The organism is Herbidospora yilanensis (assembly GCF_001570565.1).
GTDB classification, from domain to species: Bacteria; Actinomycetota; Actinomycetes; order Streptosporangiales; family Streptosporangiaceae; genus Herbidospora; species Herbidospora yilanensis.
Map to the genome: position 1 here is coordinate 184,013 of NZ_BBXE01000013.1, position 19,384 is coordinate 203,396.

Annotated in this window: 24 protein-coding genes; 6 read left to right on the plus strand and 18 right to left on the minus strand. The window is 69.1% G+C overall.

What is annotated here, in order from left to right:
• Positions 1–5: 5 nt before the first annotated feature.
• Positions 6–671 carry a maleylpyruvate isomerase family mycothiol-dependent enzyme gene (locus AW273_RS00970; protein WP_062344237.1) on the minus strand — a complete coding sequence of 222 codons (666 nt, stop codon included), beginning with the start codon at positions 669–671 and terminating at the stop codon, positions 6–8.
• Positions 672–726: 55 nt separating this feature from the next.
• On the opposite strand from AW273_RS00970, the gene AW273_RS00975 reads away from it, so the two are divergent.
• The 5 genes from AW273_RS00975 to AW273_RS00995 all read left to right on the plus strand — a co-directional run bounded on the left by AW273_RS00975 (position 727) and on the right by AW273_RS00995 (position 4,889).
• Positions 727–1,557: an ABC transporter ATP-binding protein gene (locus tag AW273_RS00975; protein ID WP_198167953.1), complete on the plus strand. Its 831-nt coding sequence runs from the start codon at positions 727–729 to the stop codon at positions 1,555–1,557.
• On the plus strand, positions 1,554–2,351 hold the full coding sequence (locus AW273_RS00980) for an ABC transporter permease (RefSeq protein ID WP_062344239.1): 798 nt from the start codon (positions 1,554–1,556) through the stop codon (positions 2,349–2,351). The genes AW273_RS00975 and AW273_RS00980 overlap by 4 nt, the downstream gene beginning before the upstream one ends.
• A gap of 8 nt (positions 2,352–2,359) precedes the next feature.
• Positions 2,360–3,556, plus strand: a complete 1,197-nt coding sequence (locus AW273_RS00985) for a sensor histidine kinase (RefSeq protein WP_062344241.1) — start codon at positions 2,360–2,362, stop codon at positions 3,554–3,556.
• Positions 3,553–4,170 carry a response regulator gene (locus AW273_RS00990; protein WP_062344243.1) on the plus strand — a complete coding sequence of 206 codons (618 nt, stop codon included), beginning with the start codon at positions 3,553–3,555 and terminating at the stop codon, positions 4,168–4,170. Before AW273_RS00985 ends, AW273_RS00990 begins: the two co-directional genes overlap by 4 nt.
• 113 nt (positions 4,171–4,283) lie before the next feature.
• Positions 4,284–4,889, plus strand: a complete 606-nt coding sequence (locus AW273_RS00995) for a TetR/AcrR family transcriptional regulator (RefSeq protein WP_232327004.1) — start codon at positions 4,284–4,286, stop codon at positions 4,887–4,889.
• Between the two features lie 164 nt (positions 4,890–5,053).
• On the opposite strand, the gene AW273_RS01000 is transcribed toward AW273_RS00995, so the two are convergent.
• The 4 genes from AW273_RS01000 to AW273_RS01015 are packed head-to-tail and all read right to left on the minus strand — an operon-like array spanning position 5,054 to position 8,834.
• The gene (locus tag AW273_RS01000; RefSeq protein ID WP_062344247.1) at positions 5,054–5,647 is read right to left on the minus strand and encodes a response regulator transcription factor; all 594 of its coding nucleotides are present in this window, start codon (positions 5,645–5,647) and stop codon (positions 5,054–5,056) included.
• Complete coding sequence (locus tag AW273_RS01005) at positions 5,644–6,828, minus strand: sensor histidine kinase (protein WP_198167954.1); 1,185 nt, start codon at positions 6,826–6,828, stop codon at positions 5,644–5,646. Before AW273_RS01005 ends, AW273_RS01000 begins: the two co-directional genes overlap by 4 nt.
• Positions 6,829–6,849: 21 nt before the next feature.
• Positions 6,850–7,959, minus strand: coding sequence for an ABC transporter permease (locus tag AW273_RS01010; protein WP_062344251.1), 1,110 nt, complete (start codon positions 7,957–7,959; stop codon positions 6,850–6,852).
• Positions 7,956–8,834, minus strand: coding sequence for an ABC transporter ATP-binding protein (locus tag AW273_RS01015; RefSeq protein WP_062344253.1), 879 nt, complete (start codon positions 8,832–8,834; stop codon positions 7,956–7,958). Before AW273_RS01015 ends, AW273_RS01010 begins: the two co-directional genes overlap by 4 nt.
• A 113-nt stretch (positions 8,835–8,947) precedes the next feature.
• On the opposite strand from AW273_RS01015, the gene AW273_RS01020 reads away from it, so the two are divergent.
• Positions 8,948–9,538, plus strand: coding sequence for a cob(I)yrinic acid a,c-diamide adenosyltransferase (locus tag AW273_RS01020; RefSeq protein WP_062344255.1), 591 nt, complete (start codon positions 8,948–8,950; stop codon positions 9,536–9,538).
• Here the strand turns inward: AW273_RS01020 and AW273_RS01025 are convergent.
• The 13 genes from AW273_RS01025 to AW273_RS01085 all read right to left on the minus strand — a co-directional run bounded on the left by AW273_RS01025 (position 9,535) and on the right by AW273_RS01085 (position 19,383).
• Positions 9,535–9,912 carry a DUF2550 domain-containing protein gene (locus AW273_RS01025; RefSeq protein ID WP_062344257.1) on the minus strand — a complete coding sequence of 126 codons (378 nt, stop codon included), beginning with the start codon at positions 9,910–9,912 and terminating at the stop codon, positions 9,535–9,537. The genes AW273_RS01020 and AW273_RS01025 overlap by 4 nt on opposite strands.
• Before the next feature lie 21 nt (positions 9,913–9,933).
• Positions 9,934–10,335, minus strand: coding sequence for a F0F1 ATP synthase subunit epsilon (locus AW273_RS01030; protein ID WP_030450992.1), 402 nt, complete (start codon positions 10,333–10,335; stop codon positions 9,934–9,936).
• 54 nt (positions 10,336–10,389) lie between these two features.
• Positions 10,390–11,829: a F0F1 ATP synthase subunit beta gene (gene atpD, locus AW273_RS01035; RefSeq protein WP_062344258.1), complete on the minus strand. Its 1,440-nt coding sequence runs from the start codon at positions 11,827–11,829 to the stop codon at positions 10,390–10,392.
• 1 nt (position 11,830) lies between these two features.
• Positions 11,831–12,733, minus strand: coding sequence for a F0F1 ATP synthase subunit gamma (locus AW273_RS01040; RefSeq protein WP_062344266.1), 903 nt, complete (start codon positions 12,731–12,733; stop codon positions 11,831–11,833).
• Positions 12,734–12,736: 3 nt separating this feature from the next.
• Positions 12,737–14,386 (minus strand): F0F1 ATP synthase subunit alpha, encoded by a 1,650-nt coding sequence (atpA, locus tag AW273_RS01045; protein WP_062344268.1) that lies wholly within the window; start codon positions 14,384–14,386, stop codon positions 12,737–12,739.
• A gap of 22 nt (positions 14,387–14,408) precedes the next feature.
• The gene (locus AW273_RS01050; RefSeq protein WP_062344269.1) at positions 14,409–15,212 is read right to left on the minus strand and encodes a F0F1 ATP synthase subunit delta; all 804 of its coding nucleotides are present in this window, start codon (positions 15,210–15,212) and stop codon (positions 14,409–14,411) included.
• Positions 15,212–15,757 carry a F0F1 ATP synthase subunit B gene (locus tag AW273_RS01055; RefSeq protein ID WP_062344270.1) on the minus strand — a complete coding sequence of 182 codons (546 nt, stop codon included), beginning with the start codon at positions 15,755–15,757 and terminating at the stop codon, positions 15,212–15,214. The genes AW273_RS01050 and AW273_RS01055 overlap by 1 nt, the downstream gene beginning before the upstream one ends.
• Positions 15,758–15,789: 32 nt before the next feature.
• Positions 15,790–16,020 (minus strand): ATP synthase F0 subunit C, encoded by a 231-nt coding sequence (atpE, locus tag AW273_RS01060; protein ID WP_062344271.1) that lies wholly within the window; start codon positions 16,018–16,020, stop codon positions 15,790–15,792.
• 68 nt (positions 16,021–16,088) lie between these two features.
• The gene (atpB, locus tag AW273_RS01065; protein ID WP_062344272.1) at positions 16,089–16,883 is read right to left on the minus strand and encodes a F0F1 ATP synthase subunit A; all 795 of its coding nucleotides are present in this window, start codon (positions 16,881–16,883) and stop codon (positions 16,089–16,091) included.
• A 61-nt stretch (positions 16,884–16,944) separates the two neighbouring features.
• Positions 16,945–17,160 (minus strand): hypothetical protein, encoded by a 216-nt coding sequence (locus tag AW273_RS01070; RefSeq protein WP_051759411.1) that lies wholly within the window; start codon positions 17,158–17,160, stop codon positions 16,945–16,947.
• Positions 17,161–17,211: 51 nt separating this feature from the next.
• Positions 17,212–17,631 (minus strand): Cg1360 family ATP-synthase-associated protein, encoded by a 420-nt coding sequence (locus AW273_RS01075; RefSeq protein ID WP_062344273.1) that lies wholly within the window; start codon positions 17,629–17,631, stop codon positions 17,212–17,214.
• A gap of 119 nt (positions 17,632–17,750) precedes the next feature.
• Positions 17,751–18,914 (minus strand): glycosyltransferase family 4 protein, encoded by a 1,164-nt coding sequence (locus tag AW273_RS01080; protein ID WP_062344274.1) that lies wholly within the window; start codon positions 18,912–18,914, stop codon positions 17,751–17,753.
• Between the two features lie 82 nt (positions 18,915–18,996).
• Positions 18,997–19,383, minus strand: coding sequence for a hypothetical protein (locus tag AW273_RS01085; protein WP_062344276.1), 387 nt, complete (start codon positions 19,381–19,383; stop codon positions 18,997–18,999).
• Position 19,384: the final 1 nt, after the last annotated feature.

Genomic DNA, 19,384 nt, shown 5'->3' on the forward strand with positions numbered 1-19,384 from the left:
GGGCGTCAGGCCGACCGTTCGCGGAGCGTCGCGACGCCGGGCCCGTCGAGGTCGTCGAGGAAGGCCGCACGCCCGGTCATCGCCATGATCAGCGCCAGGGTCGGCCCGGTGACGAGCGGGCCTGAGCCGATGGCGAACTCGCCGTCGGTCGCCCGCAGCCGCAGGCCGCTGATGCGGCCTCTGGCCTCGACGACCATGTCGCTGCCCGCGTAGTAGCCGGCCACCAGGGTCAGCGTCGCCATCGGGCTGTCGTGGCCGATGCCCAGCGGGCGCCGGATGTCCGCGCCGTGCACGATCGCCTCCCCCAGCACCGCCTCCACCGGGATCGGCGCCTTGACCGTGCTGGTCACCACGCGGCGGAACCGGTCGAGGGTCTCCTGCGGCGAGGCCCCGAGCTGCTGCGCCAGCCGGTAGGAGACCATCGCGTCGAAGTCGAACCGCTTGCGGAGCACCCCCGCCATCCAGCGGAGGGGGCCGAGGCTCGCCCCGGCGGTGAGGTGGGCGAGCACCTCCCGTACGGTCAGGCCGGCGCACAGGGAGGGGGTCGCCCATTGGGCGTCGTCCAGCGCGGCGAGGTGACCGGCCAGGGCGGCCCGTTCGGCGTGCACGAGCGGCCATGTCTCCGACGTCTTCACGCCCGCCACCCTAGATGTCCTCCGTTCGGAGGACATCCCGGTCGACCGGCCGGAGGTCCCCGCGGCCGACGGGTTTGGCGAAGCTTTACCCATGACGACAGCGATCCACGTTCGCGGCCTGACCAAGCGCTACGGTGAGGTCCACGCCGTCGGGGGCCTGGACCTCGACATACGCACCGGCGAGGTGTTCGCCATCCTCGGCCCCAACGGCGCCGGGAAGTCCACCACGGTGGAGATCCTCGAGGGCTACCGCAAGCGCGACGCCGGCGAGGTGTCCGTGCTCGGCGTCGACCCGGGCCAGGCGACGAGCGCGTGGCGGGCCAGGGTCGGCATCGTGCTGCAGACCGCCAACGACGCCGCCGAGCTCACCGTCCGTGAGACGGTCCGCCACTTCGCCCGCTACTACCCGAACAGCAAGGACCCTGACGAGGTCATCGCCACGGTCGGGCTGAGCGAGAAGGCCGGGGCCCGCATCCGCCAGCTCTCCGGCGGCCAGCGCAGGAGGGTCGACGTCGCCCTGGGCATCGTCGGCCGCCCCGAACTGGTCTTCCTCGACGAGCCCACGACCGGCTTCGACCCGGAGGCCCGCCGGCAGTTCTGGGACCTCATCAGGTCGCTGGCCGCCGAGGGCACCACGATCGTGCTGACCACCCACTACCTCGACGAGGCCGAGGCGCTCGCCGACCGGGTGGCGGTCATCGCGAAGGGACGCATCGTCGCCGAGGGCACCCCGCACACGCTGGGCGGACGCGCCACCGCAAGCGCCCGCGTCACCTGGGCCGACGGCTACGCCGAGACCGACACCCCCACCGCGCTGGTGCGCACCCTCGCCGAGAAGTACGACGGCGAGATCCCCGGCCTGCAGATCGTGCGGCCCTCCCTCGAAGACATCTACCTGGACCTGATCGGGGACGCAGAATGACCGCCACCCTGAACATCGGATTCGCCCGCGCGTCGCTGGAGACCAAGCTCTTCTTCCGCCAGCGCGACGCCGTCATCTTCACCTTCTCCTTCCCGATCATCCTGCTGGTCCTGTTCGGCTCGATCTTCGAGGGCGACCTGGAGGGCACCGGCATCACGGTCGCCCAGCTCTACTCGGCCGGCCTGATCGGCGCCGGCGTGATGGGCGTGGCGTTCCAGAACCTCGCGATCGGCATCGCCATCGACCGGGACGACGGCACGCTGAAGCGCCTGGCGGGCACGCCGATGCCGCGCGCGGCCTACTTCGTCGGGAAGCTGGTCAGCTCGCTGGTGCTCGCCGTGATCGAGGTGGCGCTGCTGCTGGCGGTCGCGGTGCTCCTGTTCGACCTCGAACTCCCCACCGACCCGGGCCGGTGGGCGACACTGGTCTGGGTGCTCACGCTCGGCCTGGCCGGCGCGGCCCTCCTGGGAATCGCGGTCAGCAGCCTGCCGCGCAACGCCAAGAGCGCCGCCGCGGTGGTCTCCATGCCCTACGTGCTGCTCCAGTTCATCTCCGGTGTCTACATCCCCTTCACGGAGCTTCCCTCATGGCTGAACGACGTCGCGGCGATCTTCCCTCTGAAGTGGATGTGCCAGGGCCTGCGCTCGGTGTTCCTGGGCGACGCGGGGGCGGCGCTGGAGCTGACGGGGTCCTACGAGCTGCCGAAGGTGGCGCTGGTGCTGGGGTTGTGGCTGGTGGGCGGGCTGGTGCTCTGCCTGGCGACGTTCCGGTGGACCAACCGAGGCGAAGGCTGAGGGCGTTCATGGGCAGGCGGCCCGAGGTGCGGGCCGCCTTCCCCGAGGAGACCAACGCCTGGGAGTCCTTCCGGGGCTGGGAGATCCTCTTCGGCCTGGCCTGGACGACGGCCCTCCTCTTCGTCCTGTACGACGAGGACTCCTCCACCCAGGGCCGGGCCGTCACCGTCGGCCTGATGCTCTGCTGCGCGGCGGCCTACCTGCTCATGGGCCGCAAGCTGATCATCACCGACCGGGAGAACAGTCCCCAGGCGATGCTCTACGTGGGCCTGCTCTGCCTGGGGTTCATCCCGGCGACGCTGATCGTGCCGAACTCGTCGTTCGGGCTGTTCGCCCTCTGCCCGCAGGTGTTCATGCTGCTCAGCGGGCGGCTGGCGGTCGGGGCGGTGGTCCTGCTCAACGTGGCGCCGGTGATCTGGTTCCTCCGGCAGAGCGACCTCCAGATCGCCGACCTGGTGCGGTTCGGCGGGACCACCCTGATCGCGGTCACGTTCTCGCTGGTGTTCGGGCCGTGGATCACCCGGATCATCCGCCAGAGCGCCGAGCGCGCCGACCTGATCCGGCAGCTTGAGGAGAGCGAGGCCGAGGTGGCGCGGCTCTCCGTCGAGAAGGGCGTGCTGGCCGAGCGCGAGCGGCTGGCCGGGGAGATCCACGACACGATCGCCCAGGGGTTCACCAGCATCATCATGCTCATCCAGGCCGCGCAGGCCGGGCGCGATCCGGCGCGGCACCTCGCGCTGGCCGTACAGACGGCCCGGGAGAACCTGGCCGAGGCCCGCGCGCTGGTCGCGGCGCTCAGCCCGGCGCCGCTCGACGGCTCCACCCTCGACGACGCGCTGCGGCGGCTCTCGCTGCGGCTGTCGGAGGAGATCGGCGTCGCGGTGTCGCACACCGTCGAGGGCGAGTCGCGCAAGCTGCCGCCGAGCAGCGAGGTGGTGCTGATCAGGACCGCCCAGGAGGCGCTGGCCAACATCCGCAAGCACGCCGGGGCCACCTCGGTCGGGGTGACGCTCGGCTATGGCCGTAATGACGTCACTTTGACCGTCGCGGACGACGGGGCCGGCTTCGATCCCGGGGCCGGCAGCGGGTTCGGGCTGCGCGGGATGCGGGCCAGAATCGAACAGCAGGGCGGCCGCCTCGACCTCGTGAGCGCGCCCGGAGAAGGGGCCTCGGTCCACGTGACGCTGCCGATGGGAGACAGATGATCCGGCTCATGATCGTGGACGATCACCCGGTGGTCCGCGAGGGCCTGCGCGGAATGATCGACGGCCACGAAGGCATCACCGTGGTCGGCGAGGCCGGCTCGGGCGACGAGGCCGTGGTGCGGGCCCGCGACCTCACGCCCGACGTCGTGCTGATGGACCTGCGCATGCCCGGCGGCGACGGCGTGGGCGCGACCAGCCGGATCCTCGCCGGGCAGCCGTCCACCCGGGTCATCGTGCTGACCACGTACGAGACCGACCAGGACATCGTGCGGGCCGTCGAGGCGGGCGCGGCCGGTTATCTGCTGAAGGACACCTCGCGCGCCGACCTGCTGGGCGCGATCAAGGCCGCCGCCCGCGGCGAGACGGTGCTCTCCCCCAGCGTGGCGACCAGGCTGGTGACGCGAATGAGGGCGCCCGTAATCGAGTCGCTGTCACCCCGGGAGACCGAGGTACTGTCTTTGGTGGCGCGGGGGCTGACCAACGCCGAGATCGGGCGGGAGTTGTTCATCAGCGAGACCACCGTGAAGACCCACCTGCTGCGGGTGTTCGGCAAGCTGGGGGTCTCCGACCGCACCGCCGCCGTCACCACCGCGCTCAACCGGGGTCTGCTTTAGTGACATCCGATAACCAACTTGCATAAAAGAAGCTAATTTCCCGATACTTCCGTTAAAAAGATCTTGCGTCCATAATGGTGGCTTCTGGGGGGCCGGGACGGCGAGGTGAAACGGTGACGGGACGAGAATATCGGGGGATGTCGGCGGCCGAACGGGTCGCCGACCGCCGGGAGCGGCTCATCAACGCCGCCTACGGCCTGTTCGCCAATCCCGGCTTCCACGCGACGACGATCGAGCGGCTCTGCTCGACCGCGCACATCTCCAACCGGGCGTTCTACGAGTGCTTCTCGGGCCGCGAGGAGCTGATGCGGGCCGTCTACGAACGCTGTGTCGACGACACCCTGACCGCGGTCGGGGCCGCCATCGAGACCGCCCCGCCCACCCTGGAGGGGCGCATCGTCGCCGGGATCACCGAGTACGTGCGCTACGTGACGCTCGACGTCCGGCGGGCCCGCATCATGCACTTAGAGGTGCGCCGGGCCGGCGACGTGTTGTCGGGGTCGCGGCAGAAGGCGGTCGCCGGGTTCACCCACATGATCGAGAGCTCGCTCAAGGGGCTGCAGGAAGAGCTGCCCGCCGAGCTCCACCTGCTGGCGCTGGCCTTGATAGGGGCGCTCACGGAACTGCTCATCGAGTGGGTCCTCTCGGACGACCGGCCGGAGAAGGACCTGCTGGTCGCCACCGCCGTCCACGTGTTCCGGCGGTCGTTCCAGAACTGACCGGGTGTCCGCGGACCCTGGCCCGCACGCGGACGGATCCGCGCGGGGGCCAGGGGCCGCAAATATGTGAACACCGGGACCGGCGCCCCGGAGCGGGCGAAACGAGATCACGTTCCGTAGTCACACCATGACACAGAAAGCCGTCACGGGCCCGGAACGACCCGTCAGATCCAGCCCATGTCCTGAGCCGTCCGGATCGCCCCGATCCGGTTGACCGCGCCCAGCTTGGCGATCGCGTTGGACAGGTAGTTGCGCACGGTGCCCTCGCTGAGGTGCAGCGACGTGGCGATCTCACTCACCGACGCCCCCGAGGCGGCCAGCGCCAGCGCGTCGCGTTCACGGTCGGTCAGCGGCGACTCGCCGGCCATCATGGCCGAGGCGGCCATCTCGGGATCGAGGTAACGGCCGCCGGCGTGCACCTTCCGGATGGCGGCGGCCAGTTCCTCGGCGGAGGCGTCCTTCGGGACGAAGCCGCGCACCCCCGCCGCCAGCGCGCGGCGCAGGTAGCCGGGGCGGCCGAAGCTGGTGAGGATCAGCATCGCCTGGCCGGGCATCGACTCGGCGACGCTCAGGCCGTCCATGCCGGGCATCTCGACGTCGAGCACGAGCACGTCGGGCGTGTGCTCGGCCACGGCGGGCCCCACCAGGTCGCCCCGGCCGACCTGGACCACGACGGTGATGTCGGGCTCCAGGTCGAGCAGGGTGGCGATGGCCTGCCTGATGAGGTGCTGATCGTCGGCCAGCAGGACTCTGATCACGACCGGCCCGCCAGCACGGGTTCCTTCGCCGTCGGCGCGGCCGCCCGCAGGACGAAGCCGCCCTTCCTGTCGGGCTCGGCCGTCAGCTTCCCGCCGACCGCGCCGAGCCGTTCGGCCAGCCCGGCCAGCCCGCTGCCCTCGCCGTTCTTGACGGCGTCCTTCTGGACGCCGTTGTTGCGCACCTCAAGGATCGTCTCCCCCGGCGTGAGCCGCAGAGTGATCTCGCAGGTGGTGGCCGTGCTGTGGCGGAGCACGTTGGTGACGGCCTCGCGGACCACCCAGGCGAACACCGGGGCGGTGTCGCCGGGGGCCTCGCGGTAGGGCAGCTTGAGGTCGCAGGTGATGCCGGCCGCCTCCAGCACCCCGCGCACGCTGGCGAGTTCGGCGGCCAGGTCGAGCTGGCGGTATCCCTTGACCGCCTCGCGCAGCTCCCGCAGGGCGGTGCGGGCCAGGCCGCGCACCTCGGCCATCTCGGCGCTCGCCGGGGTGTCGCCGCCGAGCCGGACGGCCAGTTCGCTCTTGACCGCGATGGCCGAGAGCTGGTGCCCGACCAGGTCGTGGAGGTCGCGGGCGAACCGCAGGCGCTCCTCGGCGACCGCCAGGCGGGCCTGCGCCTCACGGCCCTCGTGGGCCTCCTCGGCGATGCGCCAGATCCACACCCACAGGCGGTTGGCCCAGGGCAGCGTCCCGCACAACAGGGCGGTGTAGAGGAGGGAGCCGACGAGGATGCCCGCCCGGGTCGCCGGGTCGGTCTCGCCCGTGAACTCGAGCGTCCGGTAGGTGTTGAGCGGCGCCATCACCGCCAGCGTGGAGAGCGCCAGGATCCAGGCGGTGCGTGCCCGCACCCCGATCGAGGCGACCGACAACCAGGCGAAGGAGACGAACGACCACGAGGTCGGGGCGCCGGTGCCGAGGACCGCCACCGCCACCGCGATCCCGGCGCCCGCCACCAGCTCACGCCGGGCGTAGCGCCGATCGAGGATGGCCTGGGTGACGCGGAGGAACAGGACGCTGAAGACCACGACGAGGGCCAGCGCGGGGCCGAGCCGCCACCAGTCGACCGGCCCGGACTCCTGCTCGGCGAGCAGGCCGAGCCCGATGACGAACCAGACCAGCCCAAGAGTCGTGTTGAGCGTCCAGCGGACGACACGTCGGACTCTTTTGATCGATTTGTCCATCATCGCCTGCCCCATCTTAGGTGGTCACTTCGTGCGGAGAACCTCGGAGACCTTCAACCGCCTGCCGGTACGCAGCACCGCGCGCTCGTAGACACGCCCGCCCACCATCAGCGTCGCCGCCACCGCGACGACCATCAAGCCGCCCGACAGCAGCACCTCCCAGACCGCCACCTCCGAGGCGGCCACCCGAACCGGCATGATCATCGAGGAGAACGGCGGCACGAACGAGAGGATCTCGGCCACCGGGTGGTCGGGGCTGGCGGAGGCGAAGAACGACACCCCGTACGAGATCAGGAACAGCAGCATCATCGGCTGCAGCACGTTGCCGACCTCCTCCTGCCGCGACACCAGCGAGGCGAGCGACCCGGCGAGGGCGGCGAAGAAGGCGTAGCCGAGGATCCACCAGGCCACGGCGCTCACCACGATGCCGGCCATGCCGGGCGGGAAGTCGGTGGCGAACCCGGACAGATACGCCCCGACGAGCCCGGCGGCCACCACCGCCGTGAGGTTGATGAACCCGACGACGCCGAGCCCGAAGATCTTGCCGCCGAGCAGTTGCCAGGGCCGGATCGAGATGAGCAGGATCTCGACGATCCGGCTGCCCTTCTCCTCGACGACGCCCATGGCGACCACCATGACCGAGCTCATGATCATGAAGAACAGGAGCAGCACCACCACGGTCGCGATGCCCTGCCGCGCCGACTCGTAGCGGGTGTCGGCCCCGACCGACCGCATCTCCAGGGGCGTCACGGTCACGCCCGCGGCGCCGATCTGCGCCTCGCGGTTGGCGCTCTGCAGAAGCAGCCCGAGCTCGTCGTCGATCTCGCCGTTGGTGAGCACCCGCTTGGAGTCGACGACCGCGACGTCGACGTCGCCGTCGAGCACCGCCGTCGTGGCGGCCCCCTCGTCGGGGTAGGTCTTCCACGTGATCTTGGCGTCGGGGGCGAGCGCCTGGATGGCCAGCTCCTGACCGCCCACTCGCCCGAGGTTGTACTCGTCGGGCCCGTCGAACCACTTCGGCGCGAACGCGATGCCGCCGGTCAGCAACGCCGAGACGAGCAGGCTGATGACGAACGCCCGCGTCCTGACCTGGGTGCGGATCTCCCGCCCGGCCACCATCAACAGACCGCTCATGCCACTGCCTCCCTGAAGATCTCGACCAGCGTGGGCCGCTCGACGCCGAAGGACTCGACGTGCCCCGCCTCGACGGCCCTGCGGAGCACGGCCTGGTCGTCGCCGCCGACGACCGTCAGCACGTCGCGGTCGCCGTCCTTGCTCAGCTCACCCGGCAGCCCGTCGGCCCAGCCGGACTTGGGGTCGCGGACGACCACCCGCAGCCGCCGCCCCTCGGCGTCGCGCAGCTCCTCGACCGTCCCGCTCGCCACCATGCGCCCGGCCGAGACGATCCCGACGGCGTCGCAGAGCCGCTCGACCAGTTCGAGCTGGTGGCTGGAGAAGATGACCGGCACGCCGCCGCGCGCCCGCTCGTGCAGCACCTCGGCCAGCACGTCGACCGCGATCGGGTCGAGCCCCGAGAACGGCTCGTCGAGGATGAGCAGCTCGGGGTCGTGGATGAGGGCCACGGCGAGCTGCACCCGCTGCTGGTTGCCGAGCGAGAGCGACTCGACGGTGTCGTTGACCCGCTCGGTCAGCCCGAGCCGCCCGATGAGCGCGTCACGCGCCTTGCCGACCGCCCCGGCGCCGAGCCCGTGCAGCCGCCCGAAGTAGTCGATCTGCTCCCCGACCCGCATCTTCTGGTAGAGCCCGCGCTCCTCCGGCATGTAGCCGAAGGTCCGCCGCTCGGCGAACGTCAGCGCACGCCCGTTCCAGATCACCTCGCCCTCGTCGGCCTGCAGGACGCCCATGACGATGCGCATCGTCGTCGTCTTGCCGGCCCCGTTGGCGCCCACGAAGCCGAACATCTGCCCGGCGGGGACCGCGAAGCTCACCCCGTCGAGGGCGACCTTGCCGGCCCCGAATGTCTTGCGCAAACCCCTGATCTCCAACATGGCACCAATCCTGGCTTTGCCCGCCCGTGACGCGTAGACGTGGAAATCAGCGGTCCGCCGGGGATTCCGCAGCCGATCGGGATGACATTTGCCACATGGCTACGCTTGGCCGCATGACGCGTGACCACAACGACCAGCCGGTCGTGCTGTCGAAGATCTACACGAAGACCGGCGACGACGGCACCACCGCCCTCGGCGACATGTCCCGCACCGCCAAGACCGACCCCAGGCTGGCCGCCTACGCGGACGTGGAGGAGGCCAACGCGGCCATCGGCGTCGCCCTGGCCATGGGCAACCCGCCGGAGGAGATCGGGGCGGTGCTGCTGCGCGTGCAGAACGAGATGTTCGACGTGGGGGCCGACCTGTGCACACCGGTCGTGCCCGACCCCGAGTTCCCCCCGCTCCGCGTCGAGGCCTCCTACGTGGAGTGGCTCGAATCGCAGTGCGACCAGTTCAACGCCCGGCTCAAGCCGCTGCGGTCGTTCATCCTGCCGGGAGGCTCCCCCGGAACCGCGCTGCTGCACGTGGCCCGCACGGCCGTCCGGCGGGCCGAACGCACGACCTGGGCGGCCTTGGAGGTCCACGACGACATGAACCCGCTGACGGCGACCTACCTGAACCGGCTGAGCGACCTGCTGTTCATCCTGTGCCGGGTGTCGTCGGACGGCAACGAGATCCTGTGGAAGCCGGGCGGCACCCGCTAGACGGCGTCGAGGTGGGCGCTCGGGGGGGCTGACTCAAGCCAGGCCAGGAAGCCCGTCAGCGCGTCCTCGCTCATGGCCAGGCTCACCGCGCCGGCCTCCACCGTCCAGTAGCCCTCCGGGCCCTCGCCCGTCTCAAGGGGGCGGCGGCGGGAAACGACGAGGCCGCGCCTCGCAATCGCGTGGCGCGGCCTCAGACGGATTCCGGCGAAAGGCACCCAGTGGAGTTCTCCTCCGGCGTAGCGGGCTACTCCGCTCTGCCATTTCCGGGAGCCGGTTCGTACACAACAGACGACCGTCCCCCGGCGAGAGGCCAGGGCGACGACACGAACGCAGAACAGGGCAGCGAGCAGAGCCAACCCTATGAGTAGCTCCACCGCTGCCCCTCCTTCTGAAACTCAGACCTCTTCGCCGGCCGCCCGGAGGCGGGCCGCGTTGCGCTTGGCCTCCAGCTGGGCGTCCGCGTCGTCCTGGCTGGACTCGATCGCGGCCTGGGCCCGCTGGAGAGCGTCCTTGGCCGCCGCCACGTCGACCTCGGAACCGAGCTCGGCCGCTTCGGCGAGGACGGACACTTCGTTGGCGGCGACCGAGATGAAGCCTCCGTGCACGGCCGCGACCAGGTCGGCGTTGCCGTCACGCTTCACGCGAAGCACGCCACCCTCGACGAGGACGCCGATAACGGGCGCGTGATTCGGCATAATACCGATCTCGCCCTCGACGGTCTTGGCAATCACCATGTCGGCTTCGCCAGACCAGATCTCACGCTCCGGTGAGACCACGCCCACCTGCAGCTTTGCCATCTCTTCCCTCCAAGAACACCGGCGCGGCCAGAAGGCCGCGCCGGCGCCGCATGATTAGCGGGTCAGTTCCTTCGCCTTGGCGATGGCCTGCTCGATGCCGCCGACCATGAAGAACGCCTGCTCGGGCAGGTGGTCGTACTCACCCGCGCACAGGCCCTTGAAGGAGGCGATGGTCTCGTCCAGCGGGACGAACTCGCCCGGCTGACCGGTGAACGCCTCGGCGGCGTACATCGGGTGGGACAGGAAACGCTCGATGCGGCGGGCCCGCTGAACGGTGACCTTGTCCTCTTCGGAGAGCTCGTCGATGCCCAGGATCGCGATGATGTCCTGCAGTTCCTTGTACTTCTGCAGGATCCGCTTGGTCTCCTGGGCCACCGCGTAGTGCTCCTCGCCGACCACGGTCGGGTCGAGGATGCGGGAGGTGGAGTCGAGCGGGTCGACCGCCGGGTAGATGCCCTTCTCGGAGATCGGACGGGACAGCACCGTCTGAGCGTCGAGGTGGGCGAACGCGTTGTGCGGGGCCGGGTCGGTGATGTCGTCGGCGGGCACGTAGATCGCCTGCATCGAGGTGATCGAGTGACCGCGCGTCGAGGTGATGCGCTCCTGGAGCACACCCATCTCGTCGGCCAGCGTCGGCTGGTAACCCACCGCGGAGGGCATACGGCCGAGCAGCGTGGAGACCTCGGAACCGGCCTGGGTGAAGCGGAAGATGTTGTCGATGAAGAGCAGCACGTCCTGCTTCTGCACGTCGCGGAAGTACTCCGCCATCGTCAGCGCCGACAGCGCCACGCGCAGACGGGTGCCCGGGGGCTCGTCCATCTGGCCGAAGACGAGGGCGGTGTCCTTGAGGACGCCGGCCTCCTCCATTTCGAGCCAGAGGTCGTTGCCCTCACGGGTGCGCTCGCCGACGCCCGCGAAGCACGAGGTGCCCGAGAACTTCAGCGCGACTCGACGGATCATCTCCTGGATCAGAACCGTCTTGCCCACGCCCGCGCCGCCGAACAGGCCGATCTTCCCACCCTTCACGTAAGGGGTGAGGAGGTCGATGACCTTGATGCCGGTGGGCAGCATCTCGGTGCGCGACTCAAGCTGGTCGAAGGCGGGAGACGGGCGGTGGATGCCCCACTTCTCGCTGACCTTCAGGGAGGCCGTCGGCACGTCGAGCGACTCGCCGAGGGCGTTCCACACGTGGCCCTTGACGACGTCGCCGACCGGCACCGAGATCGGCGCGCCGGAGTCGGACACCGCCGCGCCGCGGACCAAGCCGTCGGTGGGCTGCATGGAGATGGCCCGGACCAGGTTGTCGCCCAGGTGCTGGGCGACCTCCAGGGTCAGGGTCTTGGACTGCGACTCGCCCTCGACCTCAAGGGTTACGTCGACGTTCAGGGCGTTGTAGATGTCCGGCATCGCCTCGACGGGGAACTCCACGTCGACGACGGGACCGGTGACACGGGCGACACGGCCCACGCCGGTCTCAACAGTCTGTGCGGTCATTTCACTCTTTCCCCGCGGCGGCGTCGGCCAGCGCGTTGGCGCCACCGACGATCTCGCTGATTTCCTGGGTGATCTCCGCCTGGCGAACCTGGTTCATCTGCTGGGTGAAGACCCGGATGAGCTCGTTGGCGTTGTCGGTCGCGGACTTCATCGCGCGGCGCCGGCTGGCCTCTTCGGAGGCGGCCGACTGCAGCAGCGCGGAGAAGATGCGCGACTCCACGTAGCGCGGCAGCAGCGAGTCGAGCACGGCGGCGGCCGACGGCTCGAACTCGAAGTAGGGCAGCGGGCCGTCCTTGGGCGCCTCGGTCGTCTCGACGACCTCCAGCGGCAGGATGCGGTTCACCACCACGTTCTGCGTCAGCATCGAGACGAACTCGGTCGAGACGATGTGGATCTCGTCGATCCCGCCTTCGGCCTTGAACGACTCGATCAGCGCGTCGGCGATCTCCTTGGCGTCGCTGTACGACGGACGACGGGAGAAGCCCACCCACTGACCGCCCATCTCGCGATGGCGGAAGGCGTGCCAGCCCACGCCCTTGCGTCCGGAGACGAAGGGCGTGACCTGGATGCCGCGTGACTCCAGCAGGCCGCGCAGGGCCTCGGCCTCGCGCAGCAGGTTGGCGTTGAAGCCGCCGCAGAAGCCGCTGTCACTGGTGATGATCAGCACGCCGGCGCGGGCCGGATTCTCCTTGGCCACCGTGAGCGGGTGGTCGACGGAGGAGGTGTTGCTGACGACGCCGGTGACGGCGCGGGTGATCTCCCGCTCGTAGGGCACGGCCGCCTGCATGCGCTGCTGCGCCTTGACGATGCGCGACGAGGCGATGAGCTCCTGCGCGCGGGTGATCTTCGCCGTGGACTTGACCGACTTGATCCGCCGCCGCAGCAGTCTGAGCTGGGCGCCCATCGGCTACTTCACCTCAGGCTTCCGGACGTGCTTGACGATCTTCTCCTGACCGACCTCGTCGGCGCCGAGCGGGGCCACCGGCTCGTCCTTGACCAGCAGGTCGCCGGACGAGGTGGTGAAGCCCTTCTTGAACTCGGTGATCGAGTCCTTCAGCACGGTGACGGTGTCGTCGGTGAGCTCACCGCTCTCGCGGATGCCGTCGAAGACGCCCTTCTGGGTGCTGCCGACGTAGTCGAGGAACTCCGACTCGAAGCGGCGGATGTCCTCAAGAGGAACCTCGTCGAGCTCGCCGGAGGTGCCCGCCCACACCGAGACGACCTGCTTCTCGGCCGGGAACGGGGAGAACTGCGGCTGCTTGAGCAGTTCGACGAGGCGGGCGCCGCGCTCAAGCTGGGCGCGGGAGGCCGCGTCGAGGTCGGACGCGAAGGCGGCGAACGCCTCCAGGTCGCGGTACTGCGACAGGGACAGACGGAGCGTGCCGGCCACCTTGCGCATCGCCTTGATCTGCGCCGAGCCACCGACTCGGGAGACCGAGACACCGACGTTGATCGCCGGGCGGACGCCGGCGTTGAACAGGTCGGTCTCCAGGAAGCACTGGCCGTCGGTGATGGAGATGACGTTGGTCGGGATGAACGCCGAGACGTCGTTGCCCTTGGTCTCGATGATCGGCAGACCGGTCATCGACCCGCCGCCCATGTCGGCCGAGAGCTTGGCGCAGCGCTCCAGCAGACGCGAGTGCAAGTAGAAGACGTCACCGGGGAACGCCTCACGGCCCGGCGGACGACGCAGCAGCAGCGACACGGCGCGGTAGGCGTCGGCCTGCTTGGTCAGGTCGTCGAAGATGATGAGGACGTGCTTGCCCTGGTACATCCAGTGCTGGCCGATGGCCGAACCGGTGTAGGGGGCGAGGTACTTGAAGCCCGCGGCGTCGGACGCCGGAGCGGCCACGATGGTGGTGTACTCCATCGCGCCGGCCTCTTCGAGGCGGCCCTTCACCTGGGCGATCGTCGAACCCTTCTGGCCGACGGCGACGTAGACGCAGCGGACCTGCTTGTCGGGGTCGCCGGAGAGCCAGTTCTCCTTCTGGTTGAGGATCGTGTCGACCGCGATGGCCGTCTTGCCCGTGCCACGGTCACCGATGATCAGCTGGCGCTGGCCACGGCCGATCGGCGTCATGGCGTCGATCGCCTTGAGGCCGGTCTGCAGCGGCTGCTTCACCGGCTGCCGCTGAACCACGGACGGCGCCTGGGTCTCAAGGGCACGACGGCCCTCGGCCTCGATCGCGCCCTTGCCGTCGAGGGGGTTGCCCAGCGGGTCGACAACGCGGCCCATGAAGCCGTCGCCCACCGGCACCGAGAGGACCTGACCGGTGCGGCGCACCGACTGGCCCTCCTCGATCTTGCTGAAGTCGCCCAGAATAACGACACCGATCTCCCGGACGTCCAGGTTCAGTGCCAGGCCACGCGTGCCGTCCTCGAACTCGAGCAGCTCGTTCGCCATCGTCGAGGGAAGGCCGGAGACATGGGCGATACCGTCGCCACAGTCGACGACGGTCCCGATCTCCTCACGTGCCGCGCCTTCCGGCTCGTACGCCTGGACGAAGCGCTCAAGCGCGTCCCGGATCTCGTCCGGCCGGATCGTCAGCTCCGCCATCTCTTCCTGTCTCCCTATTCGCCTAGCCGGCCAACCGGCGGCGGACTTCTTCAATACGTGCGGCGATGGTGGTGTCGATGATCTCGTCCCCGATCTTGATCGAGAACCCACCGAGCACCTTCGGGTCCACCTCGACATTCAGGTGGACGTCTCGGCCGTAAGTGGCCCGCAGCCAGTTCGCCAGCCGCTGCTTCTGCGCGTCGGACAGCAGCACCGCGCTGGTGACGACCGCCACCAGTCGCTGCCGCTGAAGGGCGACGAGGCGGCCGAACTCCTCCAGGCCTCGTTCCAGGCTACGTCCGCGCGGGTGTGCGGCGACCTGGGAGACGAGACGCAGGGTGGTCGGCGCGACCTTGGCCCCGAGCAGGTCGGCCAGGAGCGACTCCTTGCCGGTGGCGGCCGGGTCGGCCAGCGCGCGGCGCAGGTCGGGGTTGGCGGCGAGGATGCGGCCGAACCGGAACAGCTCGTCTTCGACGTCGTCGAGACGGCCGGACCCTTCGGCCTCGCTCGCGGCGGCGATCACGCCGAGCCGCTCCACGGCGTCGGCGAGGTCACCGGAGCGCGACCACTTGGCCTCGACCGCGGCCACCGTCGTCTCCAGCGCCGCCGTCGAGACCTTGCCCTCAAGCAGCGCGCGGATGGTCTGCGCCTTCTGCTCGGCCGGACGCGACGGGTCGGAGAGCGAGCGGCGCAGGCCGGGCTCCCGGTCGAAAAGCGAGGCGACCGCGAAGAGCTCATCGGCCAGCGTGCCCAGGTCGGCCGACCCGGCCACGCTGTTGAAACGCTCCTCGACGTCGACCAGAGAGGTCCTGCTCAGGCCCTGCATCAGCGGACCGCCGTGCCGGAGCCCTCAAGCTCCTCCAGGAACCGGTCGACGACACGGCGCTGGCGGGCCTCGTCCTCCAGCGACTCGCCGACGATGCGGCCGGCGAGGTCGGTCGACAGGCGGCCGATCTCGGAACGCAGTTGCGCGAGCGCCTGCGCCTTGTCGGCCTCGATCTGGGCGTGGGCGGCCTCGACGATGCGCCGGGCCTCGGCCTGGGCCTCCTCGCGGAGCTCGGCCTTGATCTGCGCGCCCTGCTCACGAGCTTCTTCCCGGAGGCGCGCGGCCTCCTGGCGGGCTTCGTTGAGCTGGTCGCGGTACTGCTGGAGTACGGCCTGGGCCTCGGCCTGGGCGTTCTCCGCCTTCTGGATCCCGCCTTCGATCGCCTCGGTGCGCTCAGCCAGAGTCTTCTGGATGCGCGGGGTGAGGATCTTACCGACGACGAGGAAGACGAGCAGGAACGCGAGACCGCCGACGACCAGCTCGTAGGTGTGGGGGAGAAGCGGGTTGTTCTCCTCCGCCGCCAGAACTGTAGCTGCCAGAGTCATGGGCGCAGCCTTCCGTCAGATGGGATAACGCGTCAGGAGGTCGGGTAGATGAACGGCGCGACAAGACCGATCAGGGCGAGGGCCTCGGTCAGAACGAAGCCGAGGAGCATGTTCTGACGGATGAGGCCGTAGGCCTCGGGCTGGCGGGCGATGGCCTGCACACCCTGGCCGAAGATGATGCCCACGCCGATACCGGGGCCGATCGCCGCGAGGCCGTAACCGATCGCGCCGATGTTGCCGGTGACTTCAGCGAGAACGCTCATTGCGGTTTCCTTTACTGGTCGGCCGGTGAGCCTTCTTACTCACCGGTCTGGTCACGTCAGTGGGTGGTTCAGTGGTCCGCGTGCAGCGAGCCGCCGATGTACATCGCGGCCAGCATCGTGAAGAGGAACGCCTGCAGGAACTGGATGAAGATCTCGAAGCCGGTCATCAGCGTCGTCATGAGGAAGCCGACCACGCCGAGCGGCGCACCGAGCGGGGTGAGCTGCTCGAAGAGGAAGTGGAAGCCGACGCTCGCGAAGAAGGCCAGGATGAGGTGGCCGGCGAACATGTTGGCGAACAGTCGGACCGCGTGGGTGAACGGCGCGAGAACGAGGTTCGAGATCAGCTCCAGCGGCGCCATCAGGACGTAGACGCCCTTCGGCAGGCCGGGCGGGAACATCATGTTCTTGAAGTAGCCGATCCCGCCCTGGTGCTTGATGCCCAGGTAGACCTTGATGACGTAGATCGTCACCGCGAAGATGATCGGGTAGGCGATGTGGGAGTTCACCGGGAGCTGCAGCACCGGGATCACACCGAAGAAGTTCCACAGCAGGATCAGCAGGAACAGCGAGAGGAGCAGCGGCATCCAGCGCTCGGCGTCCTTGCCCAGGAACGGGCGGGCACACTGGTCGCGGACGAACGTGTAGCCGTATTCACCGATGTTCTGGATGCCCCGCGGCACCAGCTTCGGCTTGGCGAAAGCGGTCCAGGCGAGCACGCAGATGATCAGGGCGCCGATCACCGCGAGCAGTACCGGCTTGGTGAGCCAGACGGGCGCTCCGGAGTAAAGCGGCGGGAAATTGAAGATCTCCGGCCCGGGAGCCTGGAATTCTCCGTCAGCGGCGAGGAGCGTCAGCGTAGTCACGCGGCGTTCCCTTCAACGTCGTGGACCATCATTGGAAGAATCAGAGCTTGTGCGGGCGCGTTCAGCGGCCGTGCTTGAGGTAGACGAGCCAGCAGGCCAGCCCTACCCCGATAACCACACCTATGGGGATGAACGCGTGCACGCCCGTCCAATGGCTCAGCAACCAGCCGAGGCCACCCCAAAGCAGCATTCCCGACAGCAGATAGCTGGGTACTGACCAGGCGGCGTCGGCGAAGTCGCGGCCGTCGTCCTCGGGCCTGCGCTGCTTCTCGCTCATCGCGGGCACGACGATAGCAGGGACCGCAAGGACTAGTCATATCGGACCCCATCAGTTGCCCTGACCGGGAACTTTGGAGTCTGGTTCGACGTACAGGAGCTTCAGCTTCATGAAGCCGCGCATCTCGCCGAACGTCCACACCACGGTGAGGACGATCACACTCCAAGCGAATGCCTTGGGGTCGAAGACGGTGGTCGTCTCGAATGCCCTGAGTGTGATCATGATAGCGATCACCTTGACGAGATAGCTCAAAACGGCCGAAGCGAACATGGCCATCGGCGAGATCCGGCCCGCCCAGGTGACCACGATGAGCCCGACCGTGAAGAAGACGGCCACCAGGCCCAGCGCGATGACGGCGCCGAGCGCGCCCGTGAATCCGGCGAAGATCGCCGACACGATGGCCGCGATCACCCCGACCGCCACCGTTGGCACGGCGGCGCCCTTGAGAACACGCACGTCGTTGGCCTGCATGGACGACTCCAGAACATGTTGTCAACCGAGCGTTTGCTTCGCCCAGGCTATGGGTTGCTGTTAGTGAAAGCTATCACAAGCTCCGCGTCACGGGCTTTACCTGGCTTTTCGCGGCGAATTCATCCGATTGTCGCTCGGGGATGGTTCGCCGGCGGGTTGTCCGGCCGGTCGGCGGCATGTGCCCCCTTGCGCCCCTTCGGCCGCGAGAGCACCAGCAGAACCGCGATGGCGACGACGCTGATCAGCGGGAACAGGATCAGCGGCACCCCTTCGAGCGACAGGCCCACGATCGTGAACGCGAAGATGAACGTCCACGCGTACATGATCAGGACGCTCCGCCGGTGGGAGTGGCCGATGTCGAGCAGCCGGTGGTGCAGGTGCCCCCGGTCGGGCGCGAACGGCGACAGACCTTCGCTCGTACGCCGGATCACCGCCATGATCAGGTCGGTCAGCGGCAACACGACCACCGCGAGCGGCAGCAGCGGCAGCACCAGCGCGAACCGGTTGACGTCGAGCGCGGTCGTCGGCACCGACGAGGTGATGGTCACCAGCGAGGTGGCCAGGACCAGCCCGATCAGCATCGAGCCGGTGTCGCCCATGAAGATCTTGGCCGGATTGAAGTTGTGGGGCAGGAACCCCAGGCACATGCCGACGAGCAGGGCGGCGACCACGGCCGTCAGGTTGATGCGGGTCTGCTGCTGGTCCTGCGACAACACCATGGAGTAGACCAATGTGGCCATGGCGGCGATGCCGACGATGCCGGCCGCCAGGCCGTCGAGCCCGTCGACGAAGTTGACCGCGTTGATGGCGACCACCACGACCAGGATCGTCATCACGGCCTGCAGGTTCGAGTCGAGGAAGACGTTGCCGCCCATGCTCTCGGGCAGCGGCAGCGACCGCAGCGACACCCCGTAGTAGACCAGCAGGCCGCCGGCGGCGACCTGCCCGCCCAGCTTGACCAGGGCGTCCATGCCCAGCCAGTCGTCGAGGAAGCCGGTCACCACGATCAGCCCACCGGCGGCGAGCAGCGCGGGCGTGGTCTGACCCGACTGTTCGAGATAGAGGGCACTGCCCACCCACGGCAGGTGGGAGGCGGCCAGCAGCCCGGCGGCCATGCCGCCGAACATGGCCAGGCCGCCAAGCCGGGGCGTCGGCACCTTGTGCACATCGCGCTCCCTGACCTCGGGAGCGGCGCCGATGCGCAGCGCGAAGGCCCGGACCGGAGGCACCAGCAGGTAGGTGACAACGGCAGTGACAAGGCCCACGAAGAAGTATTCGCGCACGGCACCAGTTTCCCGGATCAACGGACCAGTTGAGACGGGCGAAATATTCACACCATCTCTTTGCGACGACGCTAGCGCAGCTTTACGAGTAGGCGTGCGGCGCGCCGGCCTTGCTCGGCACCCACCGGGGGGTGTCGGCGGCCTCGTCGCTGATCGAGGTGAGCACGGCCTGCCGGTAGAGCCCGAGGCGGGTGCGCCATTCGGAGATCTGCTCGACGTACCGTTTGGCGACGGGGGCGTCCCAGGTGTCGGCGCTGCGCGCCAGCGTGTAGGGCCGGTCGAGCAACGTCGAGATCTTCTCCATCAGCGGCATGACCTGGAACCACAGATCGACCAGGCGCTGGTATTCGGGGTTGAACACCCAGGTCGTCGCCTGGCCGCCCGGAACCAGCAGGTCGGTCCCGTTCGCGGCGGGCGGGGTCTCCCCCGGCTGCAGCGGCCGGGGCGCGGGCGGGTCGAGATAACTCATC